The following is a 19,370-nucleotide window of genomic DNA, read 5'->3' on the forward strand; positions in this document are numbered from 1 at the left end:
CGCCCACCCGATGCGCACCGCAGTGCGCGCGGCATTGCGCACCGCGACGCACACCTTGACGCATACCGCGGCGTACCCGGCGGCGCTCGTGACGATCGCCGCCCTGGCGATGCACCCCTCCCCCCTGGCCGCGCAGCGTGGCCGCCCGCCGGCATCGCCAGGCGCAACGATTGATTCGTCCGCCTGGGCGTCGCTGTCCTGGCGCCATATCGGGCCCGAGGGGAATCGCGTGACGTCCGTCGCAGGGGTGGCGGGTGACCGGACGACCTACTACGCCGGCGCCGCCTCGGGCGGCATCTGGAAGACGAGCGACGGCGGCAACACCTGGCGCCCGATCTTCGACGACCAGCCGGTCTCCTCGATCGGCGCCCTCGCCACCGCTCCCTCCGACCCGAACGTCGTCTGGGCCGGGACGGGGGAACCGTTCCTCCGCTCGCACATCTCGATCGGGTGGGGCGTCTTCAAGTCCACGGACGCGGGGAAGACATGGGGCAGGATGGGACTCGACGACACCGGCCGCATCTCGCGCATCCTCATCCATCCCACCAATCCGGACATCGTCTACATCGCCGCGTTGGGGCACGCCTACGGGCCGCAGCCCGACCGCGGCGTCTTCCGCTCCGCCGATGGCGGGCGACACTGGGAGAAGGTCCTCTTCGTCAACGACTCCACCGGGGCGTCGGACCTCGTGATGGACGCCTCCAATCCGCGCATCCTGTACGCCGGGATGTGGCAGGTGCAAGTCAATACCTGGGGGCGTTACTCCGGCGGTGCCGGGAGCGGGATCTGGAAGTCCGAGGACGGGGGGACGACCTGGAAGCGCCTCGCCGGGCACGGCCTTCCCGCCACCCCGATCGGCAAGGTCGGCCTGGCGCTCTCGAAGGCGAACCCGCAGCGCGTCTACGCCCTCATCGAGGCCGGCGACGGCATTCCCGCCACCAACGTCCCCGAGACGACGCGCGGGCGCCTGTGGCGCTCGGACGACGGGGGACGCAGCTGGCAGGTGGTGAGCTACGACTTGCAGCTCGCGGGGCGCACGCACTACTACAACCGCATGGCGGCCATGCCCGACAATGCCGACGAGGCGTACTTCCTCTCCGCCAACTGGGCCAAGACGCTGGACGGCGGCACGACGACGATCGACCCGCCCACCGCCAACATTCCGGGCGGCGACCACCACGACATCTGGATCGACGGGACGAACGCCAACCGCATGATCGTCAGCCACGACGGCGGCATCTCCATCACCGAGAACCGCGGGCAGAGCTGGCGGCGCATCGCCCTCCCCATCGCCCAGATGTACCACGTCGCCGTCGACAGCCGCGTCCCGTACAACGTCTACGGCAACCGGCAGGACGGGCCGTCGGCGATGGGGCCGTCCAACAGCAAGATGGTCGGGTGGTTCGGCGACGGCGTGATTCCGCGCGGCGCGTGGACCTCGGTCGGCGGCGGTGAGTCGGGGTGGGCCCAGCCCGACCCGGTCGACACGAACCTCGTCTGGTCCAGCGCGTCGGGCTACGGCTCGGTCGGGGGGATCGTCTCGCGCTACGACGTGCGCACCGGGTATGCGGTCCCCGTCGAGGTGTGGCCGCAGGCGACGATCGGCCATGCCGCCGAGGAGGTGAAGTACCGCTTCGTCTGGACCTTCCCCCTCCACATCTCGCCGCACGACCACAATCGAGTCTACGTCGGGTCGCAGCACGTGCACGTGACCACCGACGGCGGCCGCTCGTTCCGGGTCATCTCTCCCGACCTGTCACGCAACGATCGCTCCCGGATGATCCGCTCGGGCGGCCTCACCCCCGACAACATCGGCGTGGAGTACGCCGGCGTGGTCTTCGCCATCGCCGAGTCGCCGCGCACCCCGGGGGTCATCTGGGCGGGGACCAACGACGGGAGGGTCCACCTCACGCGCGACGGCGGCACGACGTGGACCGACCTCTCGGCCAACCTCCCCGGGCTCCCGCCGTGGGGGACCATCTCCAACATCGAGGCGTCGCGCTACGACGAGGGAACGGCCTACCTCTCGGTGGATGGCCATCAGGTCAACGTGCGCGACCCCTACATCTACAAGACGACCGACTTCGGGAAGAGCTGGACGCTGGTCGTCAGCGGCATCCCGAAATCGCCGCTCTCCTATGTGCACGTGGTGCGCGAGGACCCGGCGCGGCGGGGCCTCCTCTATGCCGGAACGGAGAACGGGATCTACGTCTCGTTCGACGACGGTGCGCGCTGGCAACCGCTGCAGAACAACCTTCCGCGCGTGCCCGTGTACTGGATCGAAGTGCAGCCGCACTTCAACGACCTCGTGATTGCAACCTACGGGCGCGGCTTCTGGATCATGGACGACATCACCCCGCTTCGCGCCCTCGCGGCCGACGTGGCGTCCAGGGACGCGACGCTCTTCGAGCCGCGGCTCGCCTATCGGTTCCTCAACGTCGAGCTGCCGTTCTATGACGCGGACGATCCGGTGGTGGGGACCAACCCGCGCTATGGTGCCTCACTCAACTTCTGGCTCAGGCAGGACGCGAAGGATTCGGTGACGCTCACCATCGCCGACACCTCGGGAAGGCTCGTGCGCACCATCAAGGCCAGCGGCAAGGCCGGGGTGAACCGCGTCATGTGGGACCTGCGGACCGAGCGCACCCGGGAGGCCAAGTTGCGCGCGGCCAATCCGTACGCCCCCGAGCAGAAGTATCCGCCGGAAGGGAAGTCGGCCCCGGGGGTCGGGCGATTCGCGATGCTCGTCCCACCCGGGACCTACACGGTCACGCTGCGCGGCGCCGGCGTCGAGGAACGGCGCTCGCTCGTCGTGCGCAAGGATCCCGCGTCGGGCGGGAGCGAGGAGGAGATCCGGCGCCAGGTGACGCTTGCCGCCGACATCATGGCCGACATCGACGCCACGGTCGACATGATCAACGCCCTCGAGGCGGCCCGGGCCCAGGTGACCACGCTGAAGGCGACGCTCGCGGACGACTCCACGCTCGCCGACGTGCGCACCGCGGGCGATTCGCTGGCGCGCAAGCTCCAGGACGTGGAGGAGCTCCTCTTCCAGGTGAAGACCACGGGGCGCGGGCAGGACGACGTGCGATGGCCGTACCGGCTTGCCGAGCAGTTGCTCTATCTCGCCGGGAGCGTCACCAGCTCCGACTACGCCCCCACGGGCCAGGCGCTGGAGGTGCACGGGGTGCTGAAGGAACAGTTGCGCCAGGCGCGGCGCCGCTACGACGCGGTGATGGGGCGCGACCTCGATGCCTTCCGCGACCTGCTTCGGCGCCGGAACGTGCGCAACGCGCTCGTCTCCTGACCCCGCCTTCTGAGCATCCTGGCCACCAACGCGAGACGGCCGGCGGCATGGAGTGCCGCCGGCCGTCTCGCATTGCCCCTCCGGCGGCCCTACGAGGCCGTCTTCCGCCTGACCACCGTGACCTTGAGGGAGGTGGGGTACTTCCGCGAGTGATGCACCTTGTTGTGCGCCACCACGCCGGTCTTCTCGTCCCAGTTGCGCCCGCCGGTGTTCATGTTGCGGTCGAAGCGCGGGAAGTTGGAGCTCGACACCTCGATGCGAAGGCGGTGCCCGGCCTCGAAGTAGTTGCTCGTCGTCAGGGGACCCAGCGTCACCTTGTAGACCTTCCCCGGCTCCATGAAGACTTCCTTGTCGTACCCCTCGCGATACCGGGCACGCTGGATCGTCTCGTCCAGGTTGTAGGCGCGCCCGTCCGGGTAGACGTCGAGCAGCTTGACCGTGAAGTCGGTGTCCTTCACGTCCGTGGAGACGTACAGCGTGAGCTCGATCGGGCCGCTGACCTCCATCCCTTCCTTGAGCGGCTCGGTGCTGTAGACGAGGATGTCGTCGCGCTCCTCCATCTTCTGCTGGTCCAGCGCGCCTCCCACGACCGCGTTCCCCGTGCAGCACACGTTTCCCCCGTACGACGGCAGCGGGTTCATCGGGTCGTACGTGAAGGCGTCGGGCTTGTCGTCGCGGGGCGGCCTGGAGGCGAGCATGCCATCGCCCTTCGCGCTGTTCGCCTTCCCCCCGCTCGACAGGAAGTACGTCAGCGACTCCGCGCCGCGCGGCGGCCAGCTGTCCGACGCCTGCCACTTGTTGATCCCCATCGTGTAGTAGCGCACCTTCGGGAGCGTGTCGAGAAGGCGGCTCTGCTCGCCCTTGAGGAAGATGTCGAACCACCCGTAGGTGAGGGCGTCGTAGTCGTACCGCGCGTCGCCGACGCTGCGCTCGCCGACGATCGTGTTCTCGGTGGCGCGCTTGTAGGAGCAGTGGAGCGTCGGGGCGATCACGGCGTATTGCTGGTTGGCGACCTCCGGGCGCGCCGTCCGGCGCACGTAGTTGTACGTCGCCAGGTTCGGCCCCACCGACACGTCGTACCACGACATGAACCAGAGCCCGGGGACGTTGATCACCATGTTGTCGTGGAAGAGCCCGCCCCGGTACCAGGCCGGATCGTTAGGCGTGCGCTTGATCATCGCCCCGCCCGAGGCGATCCCCGGCATGGAGTCGGCGAAGATGCCGCGCGGCCCGTCGACCGCCGTGAGGATGTCCATCTCCGGGAGGGTCCGCAGCGCCTTGTCCCAGTCGACCGGCGGCAGCTGCTGCGCCAGGTCGAACGACTTCGAGAAGCGGATGCGCTCCTCCTGCGTCAGGTTGGGGGGCATCATCGGGCGCACCTGGTTCTGCTCGCCGTAGAGCCAGGCGATGAACAGCATCTGCACGGCCCCGCCGCGGTACCAGTTCCCTTGCTCGTACCATCCATCGACGCGCCCGACCCCGGCGCCGAACCCCTGCGGGATGATGGTCGCCAGCCCCGGGGGGGCCTGCGCCGCCACCGCCATCTGCCACTCGGCGGTCGAGGAACAGCCGATCAGCCCCACCTTGCCGTTGGCCCAGGGCTGCGTCGCGATCCACTGGATGGCGTCCTGGCCGTCGGTGAGTGGCGGCCCCAGGATGTCGTAGTTCCCTTTGGAGAAGAAGTGGCCGCGCTCGTTCATGAGCACGTAGGCGTAGCCGCGCTTCACCGCCTCGAGCTGCGGCGACATGTCGGACGGCGCGCCCAGCCGCACGTCCCACCAGTTGAAGTTGTACGGGGTACGGACGAAGATCGCCGGAACCTTGTCCCCGGCATTCTTCGGACGGTAGATGTCGGCCTGCATCCTGAGGCCGTCGCGCATCGTCACCATCACCTTGCGGTCGATGATGGCGACGCGTTGCAGCTCGGCCTCGAGCGAGTCGCGGCGCGCCCGCAGCTGCAGGACGTTGGCCTGCTGTGGCGGTTGCGCCTCCGTCGGGAGGGCGAGGAGGAGGAGGGGGGCCGCGGTCGCGAGCCGGCGGAAAAGGGTGCGCATGCGTCCGGTCTTGTGGATGTGGGCGGGACGTTCACGAATGCCCCAACGCTCGTCCGCGCCCACGCCCGTGCAAGAGGGAATTCCCCGCGCCACGCGCAAGAAAGTGGGGAAGATGCCCCGCCGGGGCCGCGACTCAGGGGATCGGGAGGCGCCGCAGCGCGGCGATCTCCGGTCGCAACGTGGTCGAGCCGGGGTGTGCGACAAGCGACGGATAGAAGTGATGGTTCACCGTGGGATACGGCACCGCCTTCGTGGCCGAGGCCACGCGCTGCGCGAAGTACTCGGCCAGGAGCCAGTCGTTGTCGAGCGGGAGGTGCGGCCCATGTTCCTTCGCCGCGGCGCCGATCGGGATCACGACGAGGGGCGTGCTGTCCGGCAGCGCCGCCGCCTCGGTCCACGGCACCTCGGCGATGCGTACGCTCCCCACCGCCGTGAGGGCGCGCCGCCGTGCCGCGAGCGACGGCGCGTCCTGCGGCCACGCGTCGCCCGGCGCCGCTCCTCCCCGCGCCGACGCCGCGCCGAGAGGCTCACCCCGCCAGATGCAACCGGCGCACGACCGACTCGATGAGCGTCACGCCTCCATCGATGCCGAGCCAGTCGGTGTTCACGCACAGGTGGTAGTTGGCCGGCGAGAGCCAATCCCGCTTCCAGTTCCGGCGCACGTACTCGAGGCGCTGCCGGTTGGTCTCGTCGACCAGCCGGAGGGCGTCGGCAACCGGAATGCCCCGGCGGGCCGCGACCCGGGTGGCGCAGGCGTCGCGCGGCGCCACGCAGAGGACGTGCACGGCGTCCTCGCGATTCGCCAGGCACATCTGCGCCCCACGCCCGACCAGCACCACCGGTCCGCGCGCCACCGCTTCGTCGATCACGCGCCGGGTCGCCTCGAGGATCCGCTCTTCGGTGGGGGGGAGCGGCGCCCCCAGGGGGGCAGCGAGCAGCTCCTGCGAGCTGTACGCGAAGGCGTCGGCGATGCGCTCGGCCAGCGAGGGGCGGCGCTCCTCGATGGCCTCCATGTGCGCGGGAGTGACGTGGAGCCCCACGGCCACCCGCTCCACGAAGGCGTTGTCGAGCAGCGCCCATTGCAGCCGGCGGGAGAGTTCCGCGGCCACCTCGCTCCCCCCGGCGCCGAACGTGCGCGAGATCGTGACGACCGGCATCGTCGGCTACCGGTTGCCCAGGGTGCGGCGCCGCACGACTTCCGCTGGGGCGTACCCCAGGGCCTCCCAGGTCGCATTCCCCTCGGCATTCTCCACCGTGCAGTGCAGGCGGACCTCGCGCAGGCCGTGGGCCCGGCACCAGGCCTCCGCTTCGCGCAGCAGCGCGCGGAGGACGCCGCGGCGCCGGTACGCTGGGGCGACGTATGCCGAGGTGAGGAAACCGTAGCGCGTGGGATGGACGAGGCGCGGCGCCCGCGAGACGGCGCACCGGAGCAGCCCGATGCCGTCGCCCCCAGCGAGCGCGAGGAGCGACACCTCGCTCGGCGTGGCCAGCTGCGCTTCGCACAACAGGCGCGCCTGCCGCGCCGCGTCGCGCCGCGGCCGGGCGAACAGCGGACTGTGCGCCTCCTCGCGCAACAGCTGCAAGCGCAGCGCCACGACCGTCTCCAGGTCGTCGGGCGTCGCGACGCGGACGACCATGCCGGGGGGTGGGGCGAGGAGGGGCGTGGGCACCGGCATCGTCATCAGGCGGAGAGCCCGCCGCCGAAATCCTGCTGCCCGCCGCGCGAGCGCCGCTCCTGCGGCGCGCGGCCATACCGTCCCGCGTCCGAGCGCGACAGCTTGCGCCTGGCGACGAGCGACTCGAGGACCAGTTCGCAGGCGGCGGCCGTGGTCGCGGCATCGCCGGCCGGCGCCAGTCCCACGCGGTGCACCAGCGACGCCAGGCCGGGGACCGCCTCGAAGGCGCGCGCCAGCACCGTGGAGTCGACGTCGTCGGTCACCTGGAGCGCCGCACCGTCCTCGAACCAGAGGATCACGTCGTCCAGGTTCACCCCGCCGGCCCGGTCGTGGAACGTGGCATCGGCGGCGCGCCGGATGAGCTCCCGCGCGATGTTCGCCGCCCCCGCCAGCTCTCCCTCGTACTCCAACTCGATCTTGCCGGTGATGGCCGGTAGCGCCGCATACACGTCGGACATGCGCGGGACGACCTCGGCGCTTCCCAGCAGCAGCGCGCGGCGCTCGGCGTTCGAGACGACCCCCTCCAGCAGCGCGATCGGCATGCGCTGCGAGACCCCCGAGCGCCGGTCGATCCGCTTGTCCGTGCGGGCCTCGAAGGCGACCCGCTCGATCACCTCGGCCACGAAGTCGGGGATGCGCACCGGGAGCGAGCCGCGCTGCGTCCACGCCTCCTGCGCCGTGATCGCCATCCCCAGCTCGACCGTCTCGGGGTAATGCGTCAGCACCTCGCTCCCGATCCGGTCCTTGAGCGGCGTGATGATCTTGCCCCGCGCCGTGTAGTCCTCGGGATTGGCGGTGAAGCAGAGCAGGACGTCGAGCGGAAGGCGCACCGGATAGCCCTTGATCTGGACGTCGCCCTCCTGCATGATGTTGAACAGCCCCACCTGCACCTTGCCGGCGAGGTCGGGGAGCTCGTTGAGCGCGAAGATCCCGCGGTTGGCCCGCGGCAGCATCCCGTAGTGAATCGTCAGCTCGTCCGACAGGATGTGCCCGCCGCGCGCGGCCTTGATCGGGTCGACGTCGCCGATGATGTCGGCGATGGTGACGTCGGGGGTTGCCAGCTTCTCCACGTAACGGCTGCCGCGCTCCACCCACGCGATCGGCGTCTCGTCCCCCAACTCCTCGATGCGCTGGCGCGCGTACTTGGAGATCGGCGCGTACGGGTTGTCGTTGATCTCGCTCCCGGCCACGATCGGGATCCGCTCGTCCAGGAGCGTGACGAGCGAACGGAGGATCCGCGACTTGGCCTGCCCGCGCAGCCCGAGGAGGATGAAGTTGTGCCGTGCGAGGATCGCGTTCACGACCTGCGGCATCACCGTCTCCTCGTATCCCACGACCCCCTCGAACATCGGGCCCCCCGCGCGGAGGCGTACGATCAGGTTCTCGCGCAGCTCGTCCTTGACCGAACGGAGGACGCGCGCGCGCTCGCCCAGGGGGTGTGCCTTCAGGGCGCCAAGGGTGTCGGGAAGGGGATGGTGCGGCAACGGCGACTCCGGGTGTGAGGTCGAAGCTACAACGCGCCGCCGTCCGCTCAAGTTCGCTGGCGGCGCCGCCAGCCGCTCAGTCGGCCGCGCTCACCTCGACGAGGTTGTCGTAGAAGACGGGGCCGTGCCCCATGTCGGTCTCGCGCTGCGACGTCGTGGCGTTGGCGTTCTGCCCGTCGGGGGTGAGCTTTCCCCACCAGACCGACGGGGCCCACACGACCCCCTCGCGCACGCCCGCCTCCACCCGCAGGCGCGCCAGGAAGTGTCCACGGTCGTTGTGCACCACGACCATCGCGCCATTGCCCAGCCCGCGTCGCTCGGCGTCGACCGGGTGCATCATGCACTCGGGTTCCGCGTCCTTCCGCAGCGAGGCGATGTTCACGAACGTCGAGTTCAGGAAGTAGTGCCGTGGCGACGAGATGAGCGAGAGCGGGTACTTCGCCGCCAGCGACGGCGCCGTCTCGGGGAGTTCGTATGGCGGCGTATAGGTGGGCAGCGGGTCGAACCCCATCGCCTTCAGTCGCCCCGAGTAGAACTCGCACTTCCCGCTCGGTGTCGCGAAGCCGCCGTCTGCGTACGGTGCGTACGGGGTCGGGACGTTCAGGCGCACCCAGCCGTGTTCCATCAGGCGCTCGTACGTCACTCCCTTCATCCGCTCGTGCGTCGAGTCCAGGGCCAGGCGCACCAGCGCGACGTCGTCGTCGGCGAAGAGGGCGGGGGCGAGCCCCATGCGGCGCCCCAGCAGCCGGAAGATCTCGGTGTTCGGCTTCGCCTCGCCGATCGGGGCAATCGCGGGGCGGTTCAGGGTGGCGTAGTGGTGGCCGTACGCCAGGTGCACGTCCCAGTGCTCGAGCTGGGTGGTGGCCGGCAGCACGTAGTCGGCCCAGTCGGCCGTGCCCGTCTGGAAGTGCTCGAGGACGACGGTGAAGAGGTCGTCGCGCGCCAGCCCGTGCAACACGGTGTTGCGGTCGGGCGCGACCTCGGCCGGGTTGGAGTTGTACACGACGAGGGCACGCACGGGCGGCCCGCCGACCCCCGCGTCCGGACGCGTCAACGCCTCGCCCAGGCGGATCATGTTGATGGTGCGCACATCCGGATTGATGTCCGGGCGCCCGAGGGCGGCGGTGTTGAAGCGGAAATTGGCGCTCGTCGACAGCTGCACGCCGCCCCCGGCGTGCCGCCAGTGTCCCGTCACCGCCGGCAGGCAGGCGATGGTGCGCACCGCCATCCCGCCCCCGCCGTGCCGCTGCAATCCGTAGTTGATGCGGATGAAGGCGGACCGGGCGCGCCCGTAACGCTGGCCGAGCGCGCGGATGGCCGCGGCGTCGATCCCGGTGATCGGGGCGGCCCGTTCGGGGGACCACTCGCGCACCCGCTCCCGCAGCTGCTCCGCGCCCAACGTATGACGCGCCAGGTAGTCATCATCCTGCCGTCCCTCGTCGAAGACGACGTGCATGATGGCGAGCGCCAGCGCGGCGTCGGTGCCGGGACGGATCCCGAGCCATTCATCGCACTGCTCCGCCGTTCGGGTGCGAACGGGGTCGATGGCGATCACGCGCGCTCCCCGCTCACGCGCCTCGAGCACGAACGGCCAGAGGTGCGGATTCGACGTGAGGGTGTTCGTCCCCCACAGGAGCACGAGGTCGCAGTCGGGGATGCCCTCGGCGTCGGCGCCGATGTTGGCCCCGACCGTCATCATCATCCCCACCTTGCCGGCGGTGGCGCAGATCGTCCGGTCGAGCCGTGACGCGCCCAACGCATGGAAGAAGCGCCGGTCCATGCTCTCCCCCTGCAGGAACCCCATCGTCCCCGCGTAGGAGTACGGGAGGATCGACTGGGGGCCGTCCGGCGAGTCGGCGATGGCCCGCAGGCGCGCGGCGATGTCGCCAAGCGCCTCGTCCCACGACACCGGCTGGAAGCGTCCCTCCCCCTTGCGGCCGATGCGCTTGAGCGGCGTCGTCAGCCGCTCCTTGTGGTACGTCCGCTCCAGGTAGCGGTTCACCTTGGCGCAGAGGAAACCGTTGGTGAACGGATGCGCCGGATCGCCCTGGATCCGGATCGCGCGCCCGTCGCGAACCGTGACGATGGTCGAGCACGTGTCCGGACAGTCGTGGGGACACGCCCCGCGCACGGTCGTGGTGGCCGCAGTGCCTTCGTCGGCGCTGATCACGGAGCGTTGAGCGCTGGAGGGTGGGAGCAGGGAAAGCGGAGCGCGGGCGCAGGATTGCAGTCTAGCAATTGCGCCCGCGCGCGCAAATCGGGGCTCGTCGCGGAAGGCGCGTCGGCCCGGACGCCGCATCGGGCCCTGCGCGCGCAAATCCATGGAATTGCCGAGCTTGCGAGCCGATTATCGGTGGGATTGCGGCCCCGACTGTGACGAAACGCACAGCTCCGGTTGGGCTACCGGAGGGAAACATGTTGCCACAGTTGGACTTGGGGCGTCAGAAACTCTTGACTCTCCGGCCCGATCCCGTAGATTTGCCCCCCTGTTGGGTCGAGGGGGGGCTTCCTCTGGGAGCCATCCCCACTTGGCGGCGTCTAGGCGCACGACGCAGCCAACCTCGGCGTGACAACTGAAGACCGAGAGCGCGGCGTGCTGCGGCCGGACAGGCCAATGACGCATAGGTCTTGGAGTCCGGCTGTAAATCGCATCTCATCCCCATTCCCCGTCCCCTGGAGATCTCGCAATGAAGCGTTTCGCTCTCGCCGCCGCCGTCATGTTCGTCGCCGCCTGTGGTGGTGCCAAGGAAGAGGCCACCCCGGCCGCTGACACCGCCGCTCCGGCCATGGCCCCGGCCCCGGCTCCGGCCGACAGCGCCGCCGCCATGGACACGACCATGAAGCACGACTCGGCTGCTGACACGACCAAGCACTAAGCTCGCTCTCCCGAGCGACACGACGGGCGCGACCTTCCGGTCGCGCCCGTCTGCGTTTTCCCTCCAACCCGCGCCTTACCCCTCGCCAGACGGGAAGGGGAGGTCCACGATCCGTGCGCGCGCACGCCCCGCCGTCCAGGTCGCGTCGACCTCGCTCCCGCTCTCCACTTCACGACGCACCATCGCCAGGGCGATCCCGCCCAGCCGCGGCGAGACGACCGAACTGCGCACGTCGCCCACCAGCTTCCCCCCCGCGTCGTGGAGCTGGGCCGCCGATGGGATCACCGTCGCCTCGTCGAAGCGGAGCCCGCGGAGGTGGCGATTCACGTGCCCCCGGAAGTGGATGCGTGCAACGGTCTCCTGTCCCGTGTAGCACCCCTTCGTGAAGGAGATCGCGTGGAGCGCCTCCATGTTCCCTTCCTGCGCCAGCGTCGAATCGTCCATGTCGACTCCCCACTCGGGGCGTCCGCTCTCGATCCGGGCGATCTCGAAGGCGTCGAGCCCGGCGGGTCTCGCACCGGCCGTCACGAGCGCGTCCCACGCGGCCCCCCTGGCCTCGATGGGGACGATGAGCGAGAAGCCTTCGAGTCCCACGTCCGGGACGCGTGCCACGAGCAACGTGTGCCCGAAGGCGTCGATCGGGCGGTGGGCGAACTCGGCCATCGCGGAGAGTTCCTCACGGGGGAGCCCCACTGCCGCCGCCACCACCGCGTGTGCGCGCGTGCCGTAGACGCTCACGTCGGCCGTCGAGGCCGTGACGTCGGCGTAGCGGGCCAGTCGCGGGTTCACGTACTTGCGGATCATCGCCCACCACCCCGCCGCGGCGCGGGGAGCGACGTCGACGAGGATGTCGTCGTCCCGGGCGAAGAGGCGCGGGTCGGCGAGGATCTTCCCCTTGGCCGTGAGGGCGGCGGCGTAGCATCCCTCGCCAGGCGCAATCGCCAGGATGTCGTTGGTCACGAGGCCGGTGAGGACGTCGCGCGCCTTGGCGCCGGCAAAGGTGCCGCGCGAGCGGTAGGAGCGGTCGACCACGATGGCGCCGCGCGTTCCCGGGGCGGCGGTGGCGCGCCGGAGCGCGGCATACTCGCCGGCGACGTCGCCGTAGTCGCGCGCCACGTCGGCCAGGAGGGCGCATGCCGCAGGCGCCGCGGGCGTTCCGGGCATGGCGCCGCCAGCTGCCATGCTGGGGGAGGGTGAGGTTGAATCCTGGTGGTCCGTCATGCGAATCGTTCTCCTTCGCGGGCGACGAGCGCCTCGATCGTCGCGACGTCGAGTCCGGTGATGGCGGGGACGATGGCCTCCGCCTCCATGGCGAGATGCGCGGGAACGTCGCCGACCACGATGCAACGGAGGCCGGCGGCGTGCGCCGCCTGGATGCCGACAATGGAATCCTCGATCGCCACGACGACCCCTTCGGGAGGGACGGGGCGGCGGCGCTCGAGTCGGCGCAGCGCGGCATGGTACGGCGCCGCGTCGGGCTTGCCGGGGAAGGCGTCCTCGACCCCGATCACGCAGGCGAAGGCGTGCTCCAGTTGCGCGAGCGACAGCACGAACTCCACGTCGCGGCGTGGGGAGCGGGACACGATGCCGAGACGAACGCGAGCGGCGAGACGTTCCACCGTCTCGCGCGCGCCATCCACCAGCACGATTCCCTTGCCGACGTGGGCCGAGAAGACGCGGTCGACGCGCAGCGTCAGCAGTTCGAGGTCGGTGTCGTCCACCAACACTGCCCGCCGGCGGAGCGCCCCCCGGATGGCGTCGGGGGTGGCGAGCCCGGCACACGACTCACGGTACTCCTCGGGCGTGAGGCGGAACCCCTCCTCGCCGAGCACCGAGAGGAGCGCCTCGCGACGCGCGCGTGCGGTGTCGGCGAGGACTCCATCGAACTCCAGGAGGACGGCGTCGATCACGCGTCGTGACATCGTCTCGCTTCAGCCCTCGCGCCGGGCGTAGGACGCGTCGAGGAGGTCCACCGGGTGCACGGCTCGCTGGGCGCTCCCCGCGCGCGCGAGTCCGGCTCCGATCTGCATGAGGCAGCCCGGATTCCCGGTGGCCACGAGCGCGGCTCGCGTCGCCCCGATGTGCGCCAGCTTGGGCGCGAGGACGACATCCGACGTGTCCGGCTCCACGAGGTTGTAGATCCCGGCGCTGCCGCAACACTGGTCGGCGTCGACGAGCGGCGTCAGCTGCAATCCGGGGATGGCCCGCAGGACGGCCAGCGGCGGCTCCGTGACCCGCTGGGCGTGCTGCAGGTGGCAGGGCGCGTCGTAGGTGACGTGCAGCGGGAGTGGTGCCCCGGGGCGCGGGCCCGCCGCGGCCAGGAGTTCGCTCACGTCGCGCACGCGCGACGCCATGCCCTCGGCCCGTTCGCGCCAGGCGGGGTCATCGTGCAGGAGATGCCCGTATTCCTTCATCATCGCGCCACACCCGGCCGCGTTCACGGCGACGATGTCGGCCCCGGCGCGTTCGAAGGCCGCGATGTTGTGCCTGGCGAGCTCGCGCGCGGTCGCCACGTCGCCGGCGTGCGCGTGCAGCGCCCCGCAGCACCCTTCGCCCGGCGCCGCGACGACGCGGTAGTCGTTCACCGTCAGCACGCGCTCGGTGGCGCGATTGGTCCCGGCGAAGAGCCCTTCCATGACGCAGCCGCGCAGGAGCGCCACGCGTCCGCGCGAGCCGTCCCCCCGGGCCGCATACGGCGCCCGCTCCACGGGGACCTCGGTCGACTGCAGCATGGCGAACGCGAAGCCGAGTCGCCCCCTGGTGCGCGAGAGCAGGCGCGCGATCCCGGTGGCGCGAGCCAGCCGCCCCATCGCCAGTGCGACCGCCAGGGCCCACGGTCGCGCAAACGTCCCGAGGACCAGGCGCGCGACGAGGGGGAGGGGGCGGCGTGCCGCGAGGGTGGCGCGGGTTGCCTCGAGGAGCTGGCCGTACGGCACACCGCTCGGGCAGGCGCTCTCGCAGCCGCGACACCCCAGGCAGCGATCGATATGCGTCTGCACCGTGGGGTCGTCGAGCGCGAGGTCGCCCTCCACCAGCGCCCGCATGAGCACGATGCGGCCGCGGGGAGAATCGTTCTCGTCGTGCAGCGCCAGGTAGGTGGGGCACGCCTGCAGGCAGAAGCCGCAGTGCACGCAGGTGTCGAGTCCCGGCGTGGCTTGGGCGAGCGGGGTGCCGGGGATCGCGCAGGGCTTGGCCGTCGGGAGGGAGCCACTCATGCCGTGGGGGCCAGGAGGCCCGGGTTCAGGATGTGATACGGGTCGAAGGCGGCGCGCACTCGGCGCGAGAGCCGGTCGGACGCCGCGGGGGGGAGGACGTCCCATGCCTCTGCGGGGAGCCGCTCGCCGATCACGTGCCACTCGCGAGCCAGCGAACGCACCAGCGGCGCCACCGTGGCCGCGTCGCCCGCGGGGACGACGACGCGCGCGACGCCGCGCTCGACGGACGCCTGGCAGTGGGCGCCGGGGGTGTGCGCGAGCGCCGCCGTCACGCCGAGCCAGAGGGGGGCCAGGCGGGACGGGCGCCCCGACACGCGCAGGGTGAAGGCGCCGGCCGGGTCGGCCGCCGCCAGGTGGTCCCAGGCCGTGGCCGGCAGCTCCCGTGCCGTACCGATCGATGCAAGGTGGCGCCGTTGCGCGTCGACGCCCACGGGATTGCCCGCCAGGCGCAAGAGCACGGCGTCCCCCTCCCCGGCCTCGAGCGCGGCCATGCGCCCGCCGCCGACGAGTTCCATGGCCAGCGGGGCCAGGGGCGCGGCGCGGAGCGAGCGCAGCAGGGTGGCCAGCGCCTCGGCGTCGCGCGGCGCGTCGAGGGCGAGCGTGCATTCGGCCTCCGGGCGTGCGCGCAGGCGCACCGTCGCCTCCGTGATCACGCCCAGCGTCCCCCACGCACCGACGGTGAGGCGCACGAGGTCGAACCCGGCCACGTTCTTCACCACGCGCCCTCCACCGCGCACCACGATCCCGCGCCCGTCGACGAACTCGAGCCCCAGCGACAGGTCGCGCGGATGGCCGAGCGCCGCGGCCAGCGGGCCGCAGGAGGCGGTGGCGAGCGCCGCGCCTAACGAGCCGGCCGCGGCTCCGACCGGGTCGAGCGGGAGCCACTGGCCGTTGGCGCGGGCGGCGGCGTCGATTTCGGCGAGGGACGTGCCGGCCCGTGCGGTGAGGGTCAGGTCACCCGGGTGGTATTCCACGATCCCGCGAAGCGCCGAGACATCGAGGATGCACGCGGCGCTCGTCACGGGGCGCCCCGCGTCGAGCCAGTGCCCGGCGCCACGGATGCGGAGCGGGATGCCCAGCGCCGCCGCGTCCCGGACGGCGGCGGCGACGTCGGCCGTGTCCCGGGGGTGCAGGGGGGAGTCGAATGGTGCGGGGGGGGCGTTGGGGACAGCTGCTGCGGGGCCCCCCCCCGACCACATCATGCCGTCCGGACCGCTCACTGGCGTCATCGTTCCATTCCCGGCCTCATGGTTCCATCTCCGGCATCCTCACGCTCCGGCATCCTCACGCTCCCCGCGTCGCCGGCACCGCCGACCATTCCCGGCACGAGTGCACCGGGACCACCTTCCCGGGGTTCGCGCGCCGCTTCGGGTCGAACACGTCGCGCAGCCGGCACATCGCATCCAGCGACTCCGGGGAGAAGATCAGCGGCATGTACTCCACCTTGTCGAGCCCGATCCCGTGCTCCCCCGTCACGCTCCCCCCGGCGGCGACGCACGCCTGCATGATGGCGCGCATCGCCCGGTGCACGCGCGCGCTCTCGTCGGCGTCATTGGCGTTGTACGGGATGTTGGGGTGCAGGTTGCCGTCGCCGGCGTGGAAGACGTTGCAGATCGTGAGCCCTTCCGCCTCGCCGATGCGCGCGATCTCGCGCAGCACCTCGGGCAGGCGGGTCCGCGGGATCACGGCGTCCTGCACGACCAGGTGCGACGACACCCGCCCCATCGCCCCGAACGCCTTCTTTCGTCCCTGCCACAGGCGCGCGCGCTCCGCCTCGTCGCGCGCCTGCCGGACCTCCCGCGCCCCGTTCTCGAGACAAATGATCCGCAGCCTCTCGGCGTCGGCGTCGATCCCCGCCTCCAGCCCGTCGAGCTCCATCAGGAGCACCGCCGCCGCGTCCACCGGGTACCCGGCGGCGTAGATCGACGCCTCCACCGCGCGGATCGTCGGCTGGTCCATCATCTCCAGCGCCGCGGGAACGATCCCCGCGGCGATGATCGCCGAGGTCGCGCGTGCCGCCGCGTCCATGCTCTCGAAGTCGGCCAGCAGCGTGCGGACCGCCTGCGGGTTGCGCGACAGGCGCACCGTCGCATCGAGCGCCACGCCGAAGCACCCCTCGCTTCCCACGAACGCGCCCAGCAGGTCGTATCCCTCGCCCTCCCCATCCGCACTCCCCAGCGTCACGATCTCACCGTCGGGAAGCAGGACCGTCAGCGCCACCACGTGATTGAGCGTGACCCCGTACTTGAGGCAGTGCGGCCCGCCGGCGTTCTCCGCCACGTTGCCGCCGATCGTGCACGCCGCCTGGCTCGAGGGGTCGGGGGCGTAATGGAGCCCGTACGGCGCCACCGCCCGCGTCAGGTGCACGTTGACCACCCCCGGCTCCACCACGGCCACCCGGTTCTCGGCATCCACGGAGAGGATCCGCGTCAGGCGATTGAGCCCCAGCAGCACCGATCCCTCGGCCAGCGCCCCGCCGGAGAGCCCGGTCCCCGCGCCGCGTGGGACGAAGGGGACTCCCGCCTCGGCCAGCGCGCGCACGACGAGGACGACTTCCTCGCGCGTGCGGGGGAAGACCGCGAGCGCCGGTTGCTTGCGGTAACCCGGAAGCCCGTCGCTCGCGTACACCAGCAGCTCGCTGGCGCGTCCCAGCACCTGCCGCTCGCCGACGATCCCGGCCAGCACTCGTCCCAGCGCCTCGGGATTCATGCGTGCCCTCCCGTCCCGTTGCGCTTGGCCCGCGCGTGCACCTGCGCCCGTCGCTCGATCGACTCGACCACCGGCGCCAGCGCCTCGTCCAGCAGCTGCAACCGCTGCAGCGGCGAGCGCGACGCCAGCACCCGCTGCTTGTCGGCCAGCTCGAGGTCGATGAACTGCGCGATGGCGAAGGAAAGCGCCGCGGGTGATGCCGGGAGCTCCGGGAGCGGCGTGGCGTCGTCCTGGATCGCCCGCGCCGACCGCCCCACTCTCGCAAACAGCTCCCGCAATCGGTTTGCCAGGTCCTCGAGGGCGGCCATCGATTCCGGCACGTCCTCGAACGATGCCACTCGCGCGACATGATACGGCGCAGGATCGTCGACGAACGCCTCCAGGACGAAGCGGTCCCCCCCGATCACCATGATGTTCGACCTCCCGTCGGGGAGCGATTGGGCGGATTCGATGTGGGCGCGGCACCCGGCGGTCCCCTCCGGGATGGCGCGCTCGGCGATGACGGGCGTGCGGCAGATGATTCCGAACTCCCGGTCGCCCGCGAGGCAGTCGGACAGCATCTGGCGGTAGCGCGGCTCGAAGATGTGCAGCGGCTGCACCGCCCCGGGGAGGAGGACCAGGGGGAGCGGGAAGATCGGAAGTCGGTCGGGGGCTGGCATGGCAGACTTGATGTTACCACACGGCGCGGTCGCGATGGAATTGGCCACGCGTGGCGAACCCGGGAATCGCCCCGCGGCGGCCGGCGGCCGGGAGAGGGGGAAAGACACGACGGCCGGGAGCGTGTGCCCCCGGCCGTCCGTCATCCACGTGGTCCGTCGCTACGCCGCCGACCAGAATCCGGCCAGCGCCCGCCCGTCGGGCGATTCGCGCAGCTTCTCGAAGGCGCGCTCGCGGATCTGCCGGATGCGCTCGCGGGTGACCCCCATCAACGCCCCGATGCGCTCGAGCGTCATCGCCTCCGAGCCCTCCTCGAGCCCGTAGTAGAGGTAGAGGATCTTGCGCTCGCGCGGGGTGAGGTACTTGCGGAAGACACGCTCGATGAACTCCCGCATCAGCTTGTAGTCGGTGACTTCCTCGATCTCCGCACCATCGACGCCGGCGAAGCGCTCGCCTAACGTGGATGCCTCGCGGTCGCTGCGATCGATCGGGGCGTCCAGCGAGACTTCGGTGGCCGACATCTGGCGGGCCGAGCGCACGTTGTCGGGCGTCTCGCCGATCAGGCGCGCCACTTCGTCATCGGTGGGGTCGCGGCGCAGGACCTGGCCGAGGATCGTCTCCGCGCGTGAGAGCCGGATGAGCTGCGAGTTCTGGTTGAGCGGAATCCGCACCGATCGCGTCTGCTCGGCCAGCGCCTTGAGGACCGCCTGGCGCACCCACCACACCGCATAGGAGATGAACTTCACGCCCTGGTCCGGATCGAACTTCCGCACCGCCTTGAGAAGCCCCTCGTTGCCGATGGCGACGAGTTCGCTGAGGTCGAGTCCGTGCCCCTGGTACTTCTTCACGTAGGAGATCACGAACCGCAGGTTCGCCGTGACGAGCCGCTCGGCGGCGCTCTCATCGCCCTTCTGGGCCAACCGCGCGAGGCGACGCTCCTCGGCCGGGTCGGTGATGAGCGGAAGCTTCTGGATGTCCTGGAGGTATTGATCGAAAGCGGTGGAGGGGGAGGAACGGATGAAGCTCTTCGTTCCCTTGGGCCGACTCTCGGTCACTTGCTGCATACACGCCCCTAACCGTCTATGTGGCGAATCGAGCGACAGTCGCTCACCGGCGTCCTGCTGATCGGGCGGCCACGATAAGAAAGGGTATCGCAACCGTCAACAGCCAATTTTGATGCCAGCAGGCCCGGGCGCCGCCGACTGGCCGTATCCGTCACAGCGGCAACGGGTTGGCCAGAAACCCCTCCGCAATCCTGAGCGATTCGATCGGATCGACTCGCGGCCAACGAGGCAGCAGGATACCGAAGAGAACCCGGCGCCAGCGCTCAGCGCGACTCCGGTGGGCGCCCCCTGGTCCCGACGAACAGGATGACGCTGATGGCGAAGACGG

At 70.9% G+C, this 19,370-nt stretch carries 15 protein-coding genes; 2 read left to right on the forward strand and 13 right to left on the reverse strand.

Going from position 1 to position 19,370, the window contains the following annotated elements; genetic code table 11:
• Window positions 1–109 precede the first annotated feature (109 nt).
• Entirely contained in the window at window positions 110–3,307 is a 3,198-nt protein-coding gene (locus tag ABS52_08000; protein ID ODT03764.1) for a sialidase, read from the forward strand.
• A gap of 89 nt (window positions 3,308–3,396) precedes the next feature.
• Here the strand turns inward: ABS52_08000 and ABS52_08005 are convergent, their stop codons facing one another.
• The 6 genes from ABS52_08005 to ABS52_08030 form a co-directional block, all read right to left on the reverse strand.
• A complete protein-coding gene (locus ABS52_08005) occupies window positions 3,397–5,361 on the reverse strand; it encodes an acylase (protein ID ODT03765.1) in 1,965 nt (654 codons plus the stop codon).
• Between the two features lie 133 nt (window positions 5,362–5,494).
• On the reverse strand, window positions 5,495–5,788 hold the full coding sequence (locus ABS52_08010; GenBank protein ODT03693.1) for a hypothetical protein: 294 nt from the start codon (window positions 5,786–5,788) through the stop codon (window positions 5,495–5,497).
• Between the two features lie 100 nt (window positions 5,789–5,888).
• Window positions 5,889–6,518, reverse strand: coding sequence for a hypothetical protein (locus tag ABS52_08015; protein ID ODT03694.1), 630 nt, complete (start codon window positions 6,516–6,518; stop codon window positions 5,889–5,891).
• 6 nt (window positions 6,519–6,524) lie between these two features.
• On the reverse strand, window positions 6,525–6,998 hold the full coding sequence (locus tag ABS52_08020) for a hypothetical protein (GenBank protein ODT03695.1): 474 nt from the start codon (window positions 6,996–6,998) through the stop codon (window positions 6,525–6,527).
• Window positions 6,999–7,042: 44 nt separating this feature from the next.
• Complete coding sequence (locus tag ABS52_08025) at window positions 7,043–8,521, reverse strand: magnesium chelatase (GenBank protein ODT03696.1); 1,479 nt, start codon at window positions 8,519–8,521, stop codon at window positions 7,043–7,045.
• A 76-nt stretch (window positions 8,522–8,597) separates the two neighbouring features.
• The gene (locus tag ABS52_08030) at window positions 8,598–10,691 is read right to left on the reverse strand and encodes a molybdopterin oxidoreductase (GenBank protein ID ODT03697.1); all 2,094 of its coding nucleotides are present in this window, start codon (window positions 10,689–10,691) and stop codon (window positions 8,598–8,600) included.
• 517 nt (window positions 10,692–11,208) lie between these two features.
• Between ABS52_08030 and ABS52_08035 the strand changes: the two genes are divergently transcribed.
• The gene (locus ABS52_08035; protein ODT03698.1) at window positions 11,209–11,397 is read left to right on the forward strand and encodes a hypothetical protein; all 189 of its coding nucleotides are present in this window, start codon (window positions 11,209–11,211) and stop codon (window positions 11,395–11,397) included.
• A gap of 75 nt (window positions 11,398–11,472) precedes the next feature.
• Here ABS52_08035 and ABS52_08040 read toward each other — a convergent pair whose 3' ends face one another.
• From ABS52_08040 to ABS52_08070, 7 genes are all read right to left on the reverse strand, one after another.
• Complete coding sequence (locus ABS52_08040; protein ODT03699.1) at window positions 11,473–12,561, reverse strand: hypothetical protein; 1,089 nt, start codon at window positions 12,559–12,561, stop codon at window positions 11,473–11,475.
• A gap of 53 nt (window positions 12,562–12,614) precedes the next feature.
• Window positions 12,615–13,319 (reverse strand): hypothetical protein, encoded by a 705-nt coding sequence (locus ABS52_08045; GenBank protein ID ODT03700.1) that lies wholly within the window; start codon window positions 13,317–13,319, stop codon window positions 12,615–12,617.
• A gap of 9 nt (window positions 13,320–13,328) precedes the next feature.
• On the reverse strand, window positions 13,329–14,612 hold the full coding sequence (locus tag ABS52_08050) for a hypothetical protein (protein ID ODT03701.1): 1,284 nt from the start codon (window positions 14,610–14,612) through the stop codon (window positions 13,329–13,331).
• Window positions 14,609–15,814: a hypothetical protein gene (locus tag ABS52_08055; GenBank protein ODT03702.1), complete on the reverse strand. Its 1,206-nt coding sequence runs from the start codon at window positions 15,812–15,814 to the stop codon at window positions 14,609–14,611. Before ABS52_08055 ends, ABS52_08050 begins: the two co-directional genes overlap by 4 nt.
• Window positions 15,815–15,896: 82 nt before the next feature.
• Complete coding sequence (locus ABS52_08060) at window positions 15,897–17,321, reverse strand: glycolate oxidase subunit GlcD (protein ID ODT03703.1); 1,425 nt, start codon at window positions 17,319–17,321, stop codon at window positions 15,897–15,899.
• Window positions 17,318–17,980, reverse strand: coding sequence for a hypothetical protein (locus ABS52_08065; GenBank protein ODT03704.1), 663 nt, complete (start codon window positions 17,978–17,980; stop codon window positions 17,318–17,320). The genes ABS52_08060 and ABS52_08065 overlap by 4 nt, the downstream gene beginning before the upstream one ends.
• 159 nt (window positions 17,981–18,139) lie before the next feature.
• Window positions 18,140–19,042, reverse strand: a complete 903-nt coding sequence (locus ABS52_08070; GenBank protein ODT03705.1) for a hypothetical protein — start codon at window positions 19,040–19,042, stop codon at window positions 18,140–18,142.
• Window positions 19,043–19,370: the final 328 nt, after the last annotated feature.

The sequence above is a fragment of the Gemmatimonadetes bacterium SCN 70-22 genome (assembly GCA_001724275.1).
Classification (GTDB): Bacteria; Gemmatimonadota; Gemmatimonadetes; order Gemmatimonadales; family Gemmatimonadaceae; genus SCN-70-22.

Coding starts and splice junctions, on each gene's coding strand:
- ABS52_08000 (ODT03764.1), top strand. CDS start 110: ATGCACCCCTCCCCCCTGGCCGCGCAGCGTGGCCGCCCGCCGGCATCG.
- ABS52_08005 (ODT03765.1), bottom strand. CDS start 5,361: ATGCGCACCCTTTTCCGCCGGCTCGCGACCGCGGCCCCCCTCCTCCTC.
- ABS52_08015 (ODT03694.1), bottom strand. CDS start 6,518: ATGCCGGTCGTCACGATCTCGCGCACGTTCGGCGCCGGGGGGAGCGAG.
- ABS52_08020 (ODT03695.1), bottom strand. CDS start 6,998: ATGGTCGTCCGCGTCGCGACGCCCGACGACCTGGAGACGGTCGTGGCG.
- ABS52_08035 (ODT03698.1), top strand. CDS start 11,209: ATGAAGCGTTTCGCTCTCGCCGCCGCCGTCATGTTCGTCGCCGCCTGT.
- ABS52_08040 (ODT03699.1), bottom strand. CDS start 12,561: ATGCCCGGAACGCCCGCGGCGCCTGCGGCATGCGCCCTCCTGGCCGAC.
- ABS52_08045 (ODT03700.1), bottom strand. CDS start 13,319: ATGTCACGACGCGTGATCGACGCCGTCCTCCTGGAGTTCGATGGAGTC.
- ABS52_08050 (ODT03701.1), bottom strand. CDS start 14,612: ATGAGTGGCTCCCTCCCGACGGCCAAGCCCTGCGCGATCCCCGGCACC.
- ABS52_08055 (ODT03702.1), bottom strand. CDS start 15,814: ATGATGTGGTCGGGGGGGGGCCCCGCAGCAGCTGTCCCCAACGCCCCC.
- ABS52_08060 (ODT03703.1), bottom strand. CDS start 17,321: ATGAATCCCGAGGCGCTGGGACGAGTGCTGGCCGGGATCGTCGGCGAG.
- ABS52_08065 (ODT03704.1), bottom strand. CDS start 17,980: ATGCCAGCCCCCGACCGACTTCCGATCTTCCCGCTCCCCCTGGTCCTC.
- ABS52_08070 (ODT03705.1), bottom strand. CDS start 19,042: ATGCAGCAAGTGACCGAGAGTCGGCCCAAGGGAACGAAGAGCTTCATC.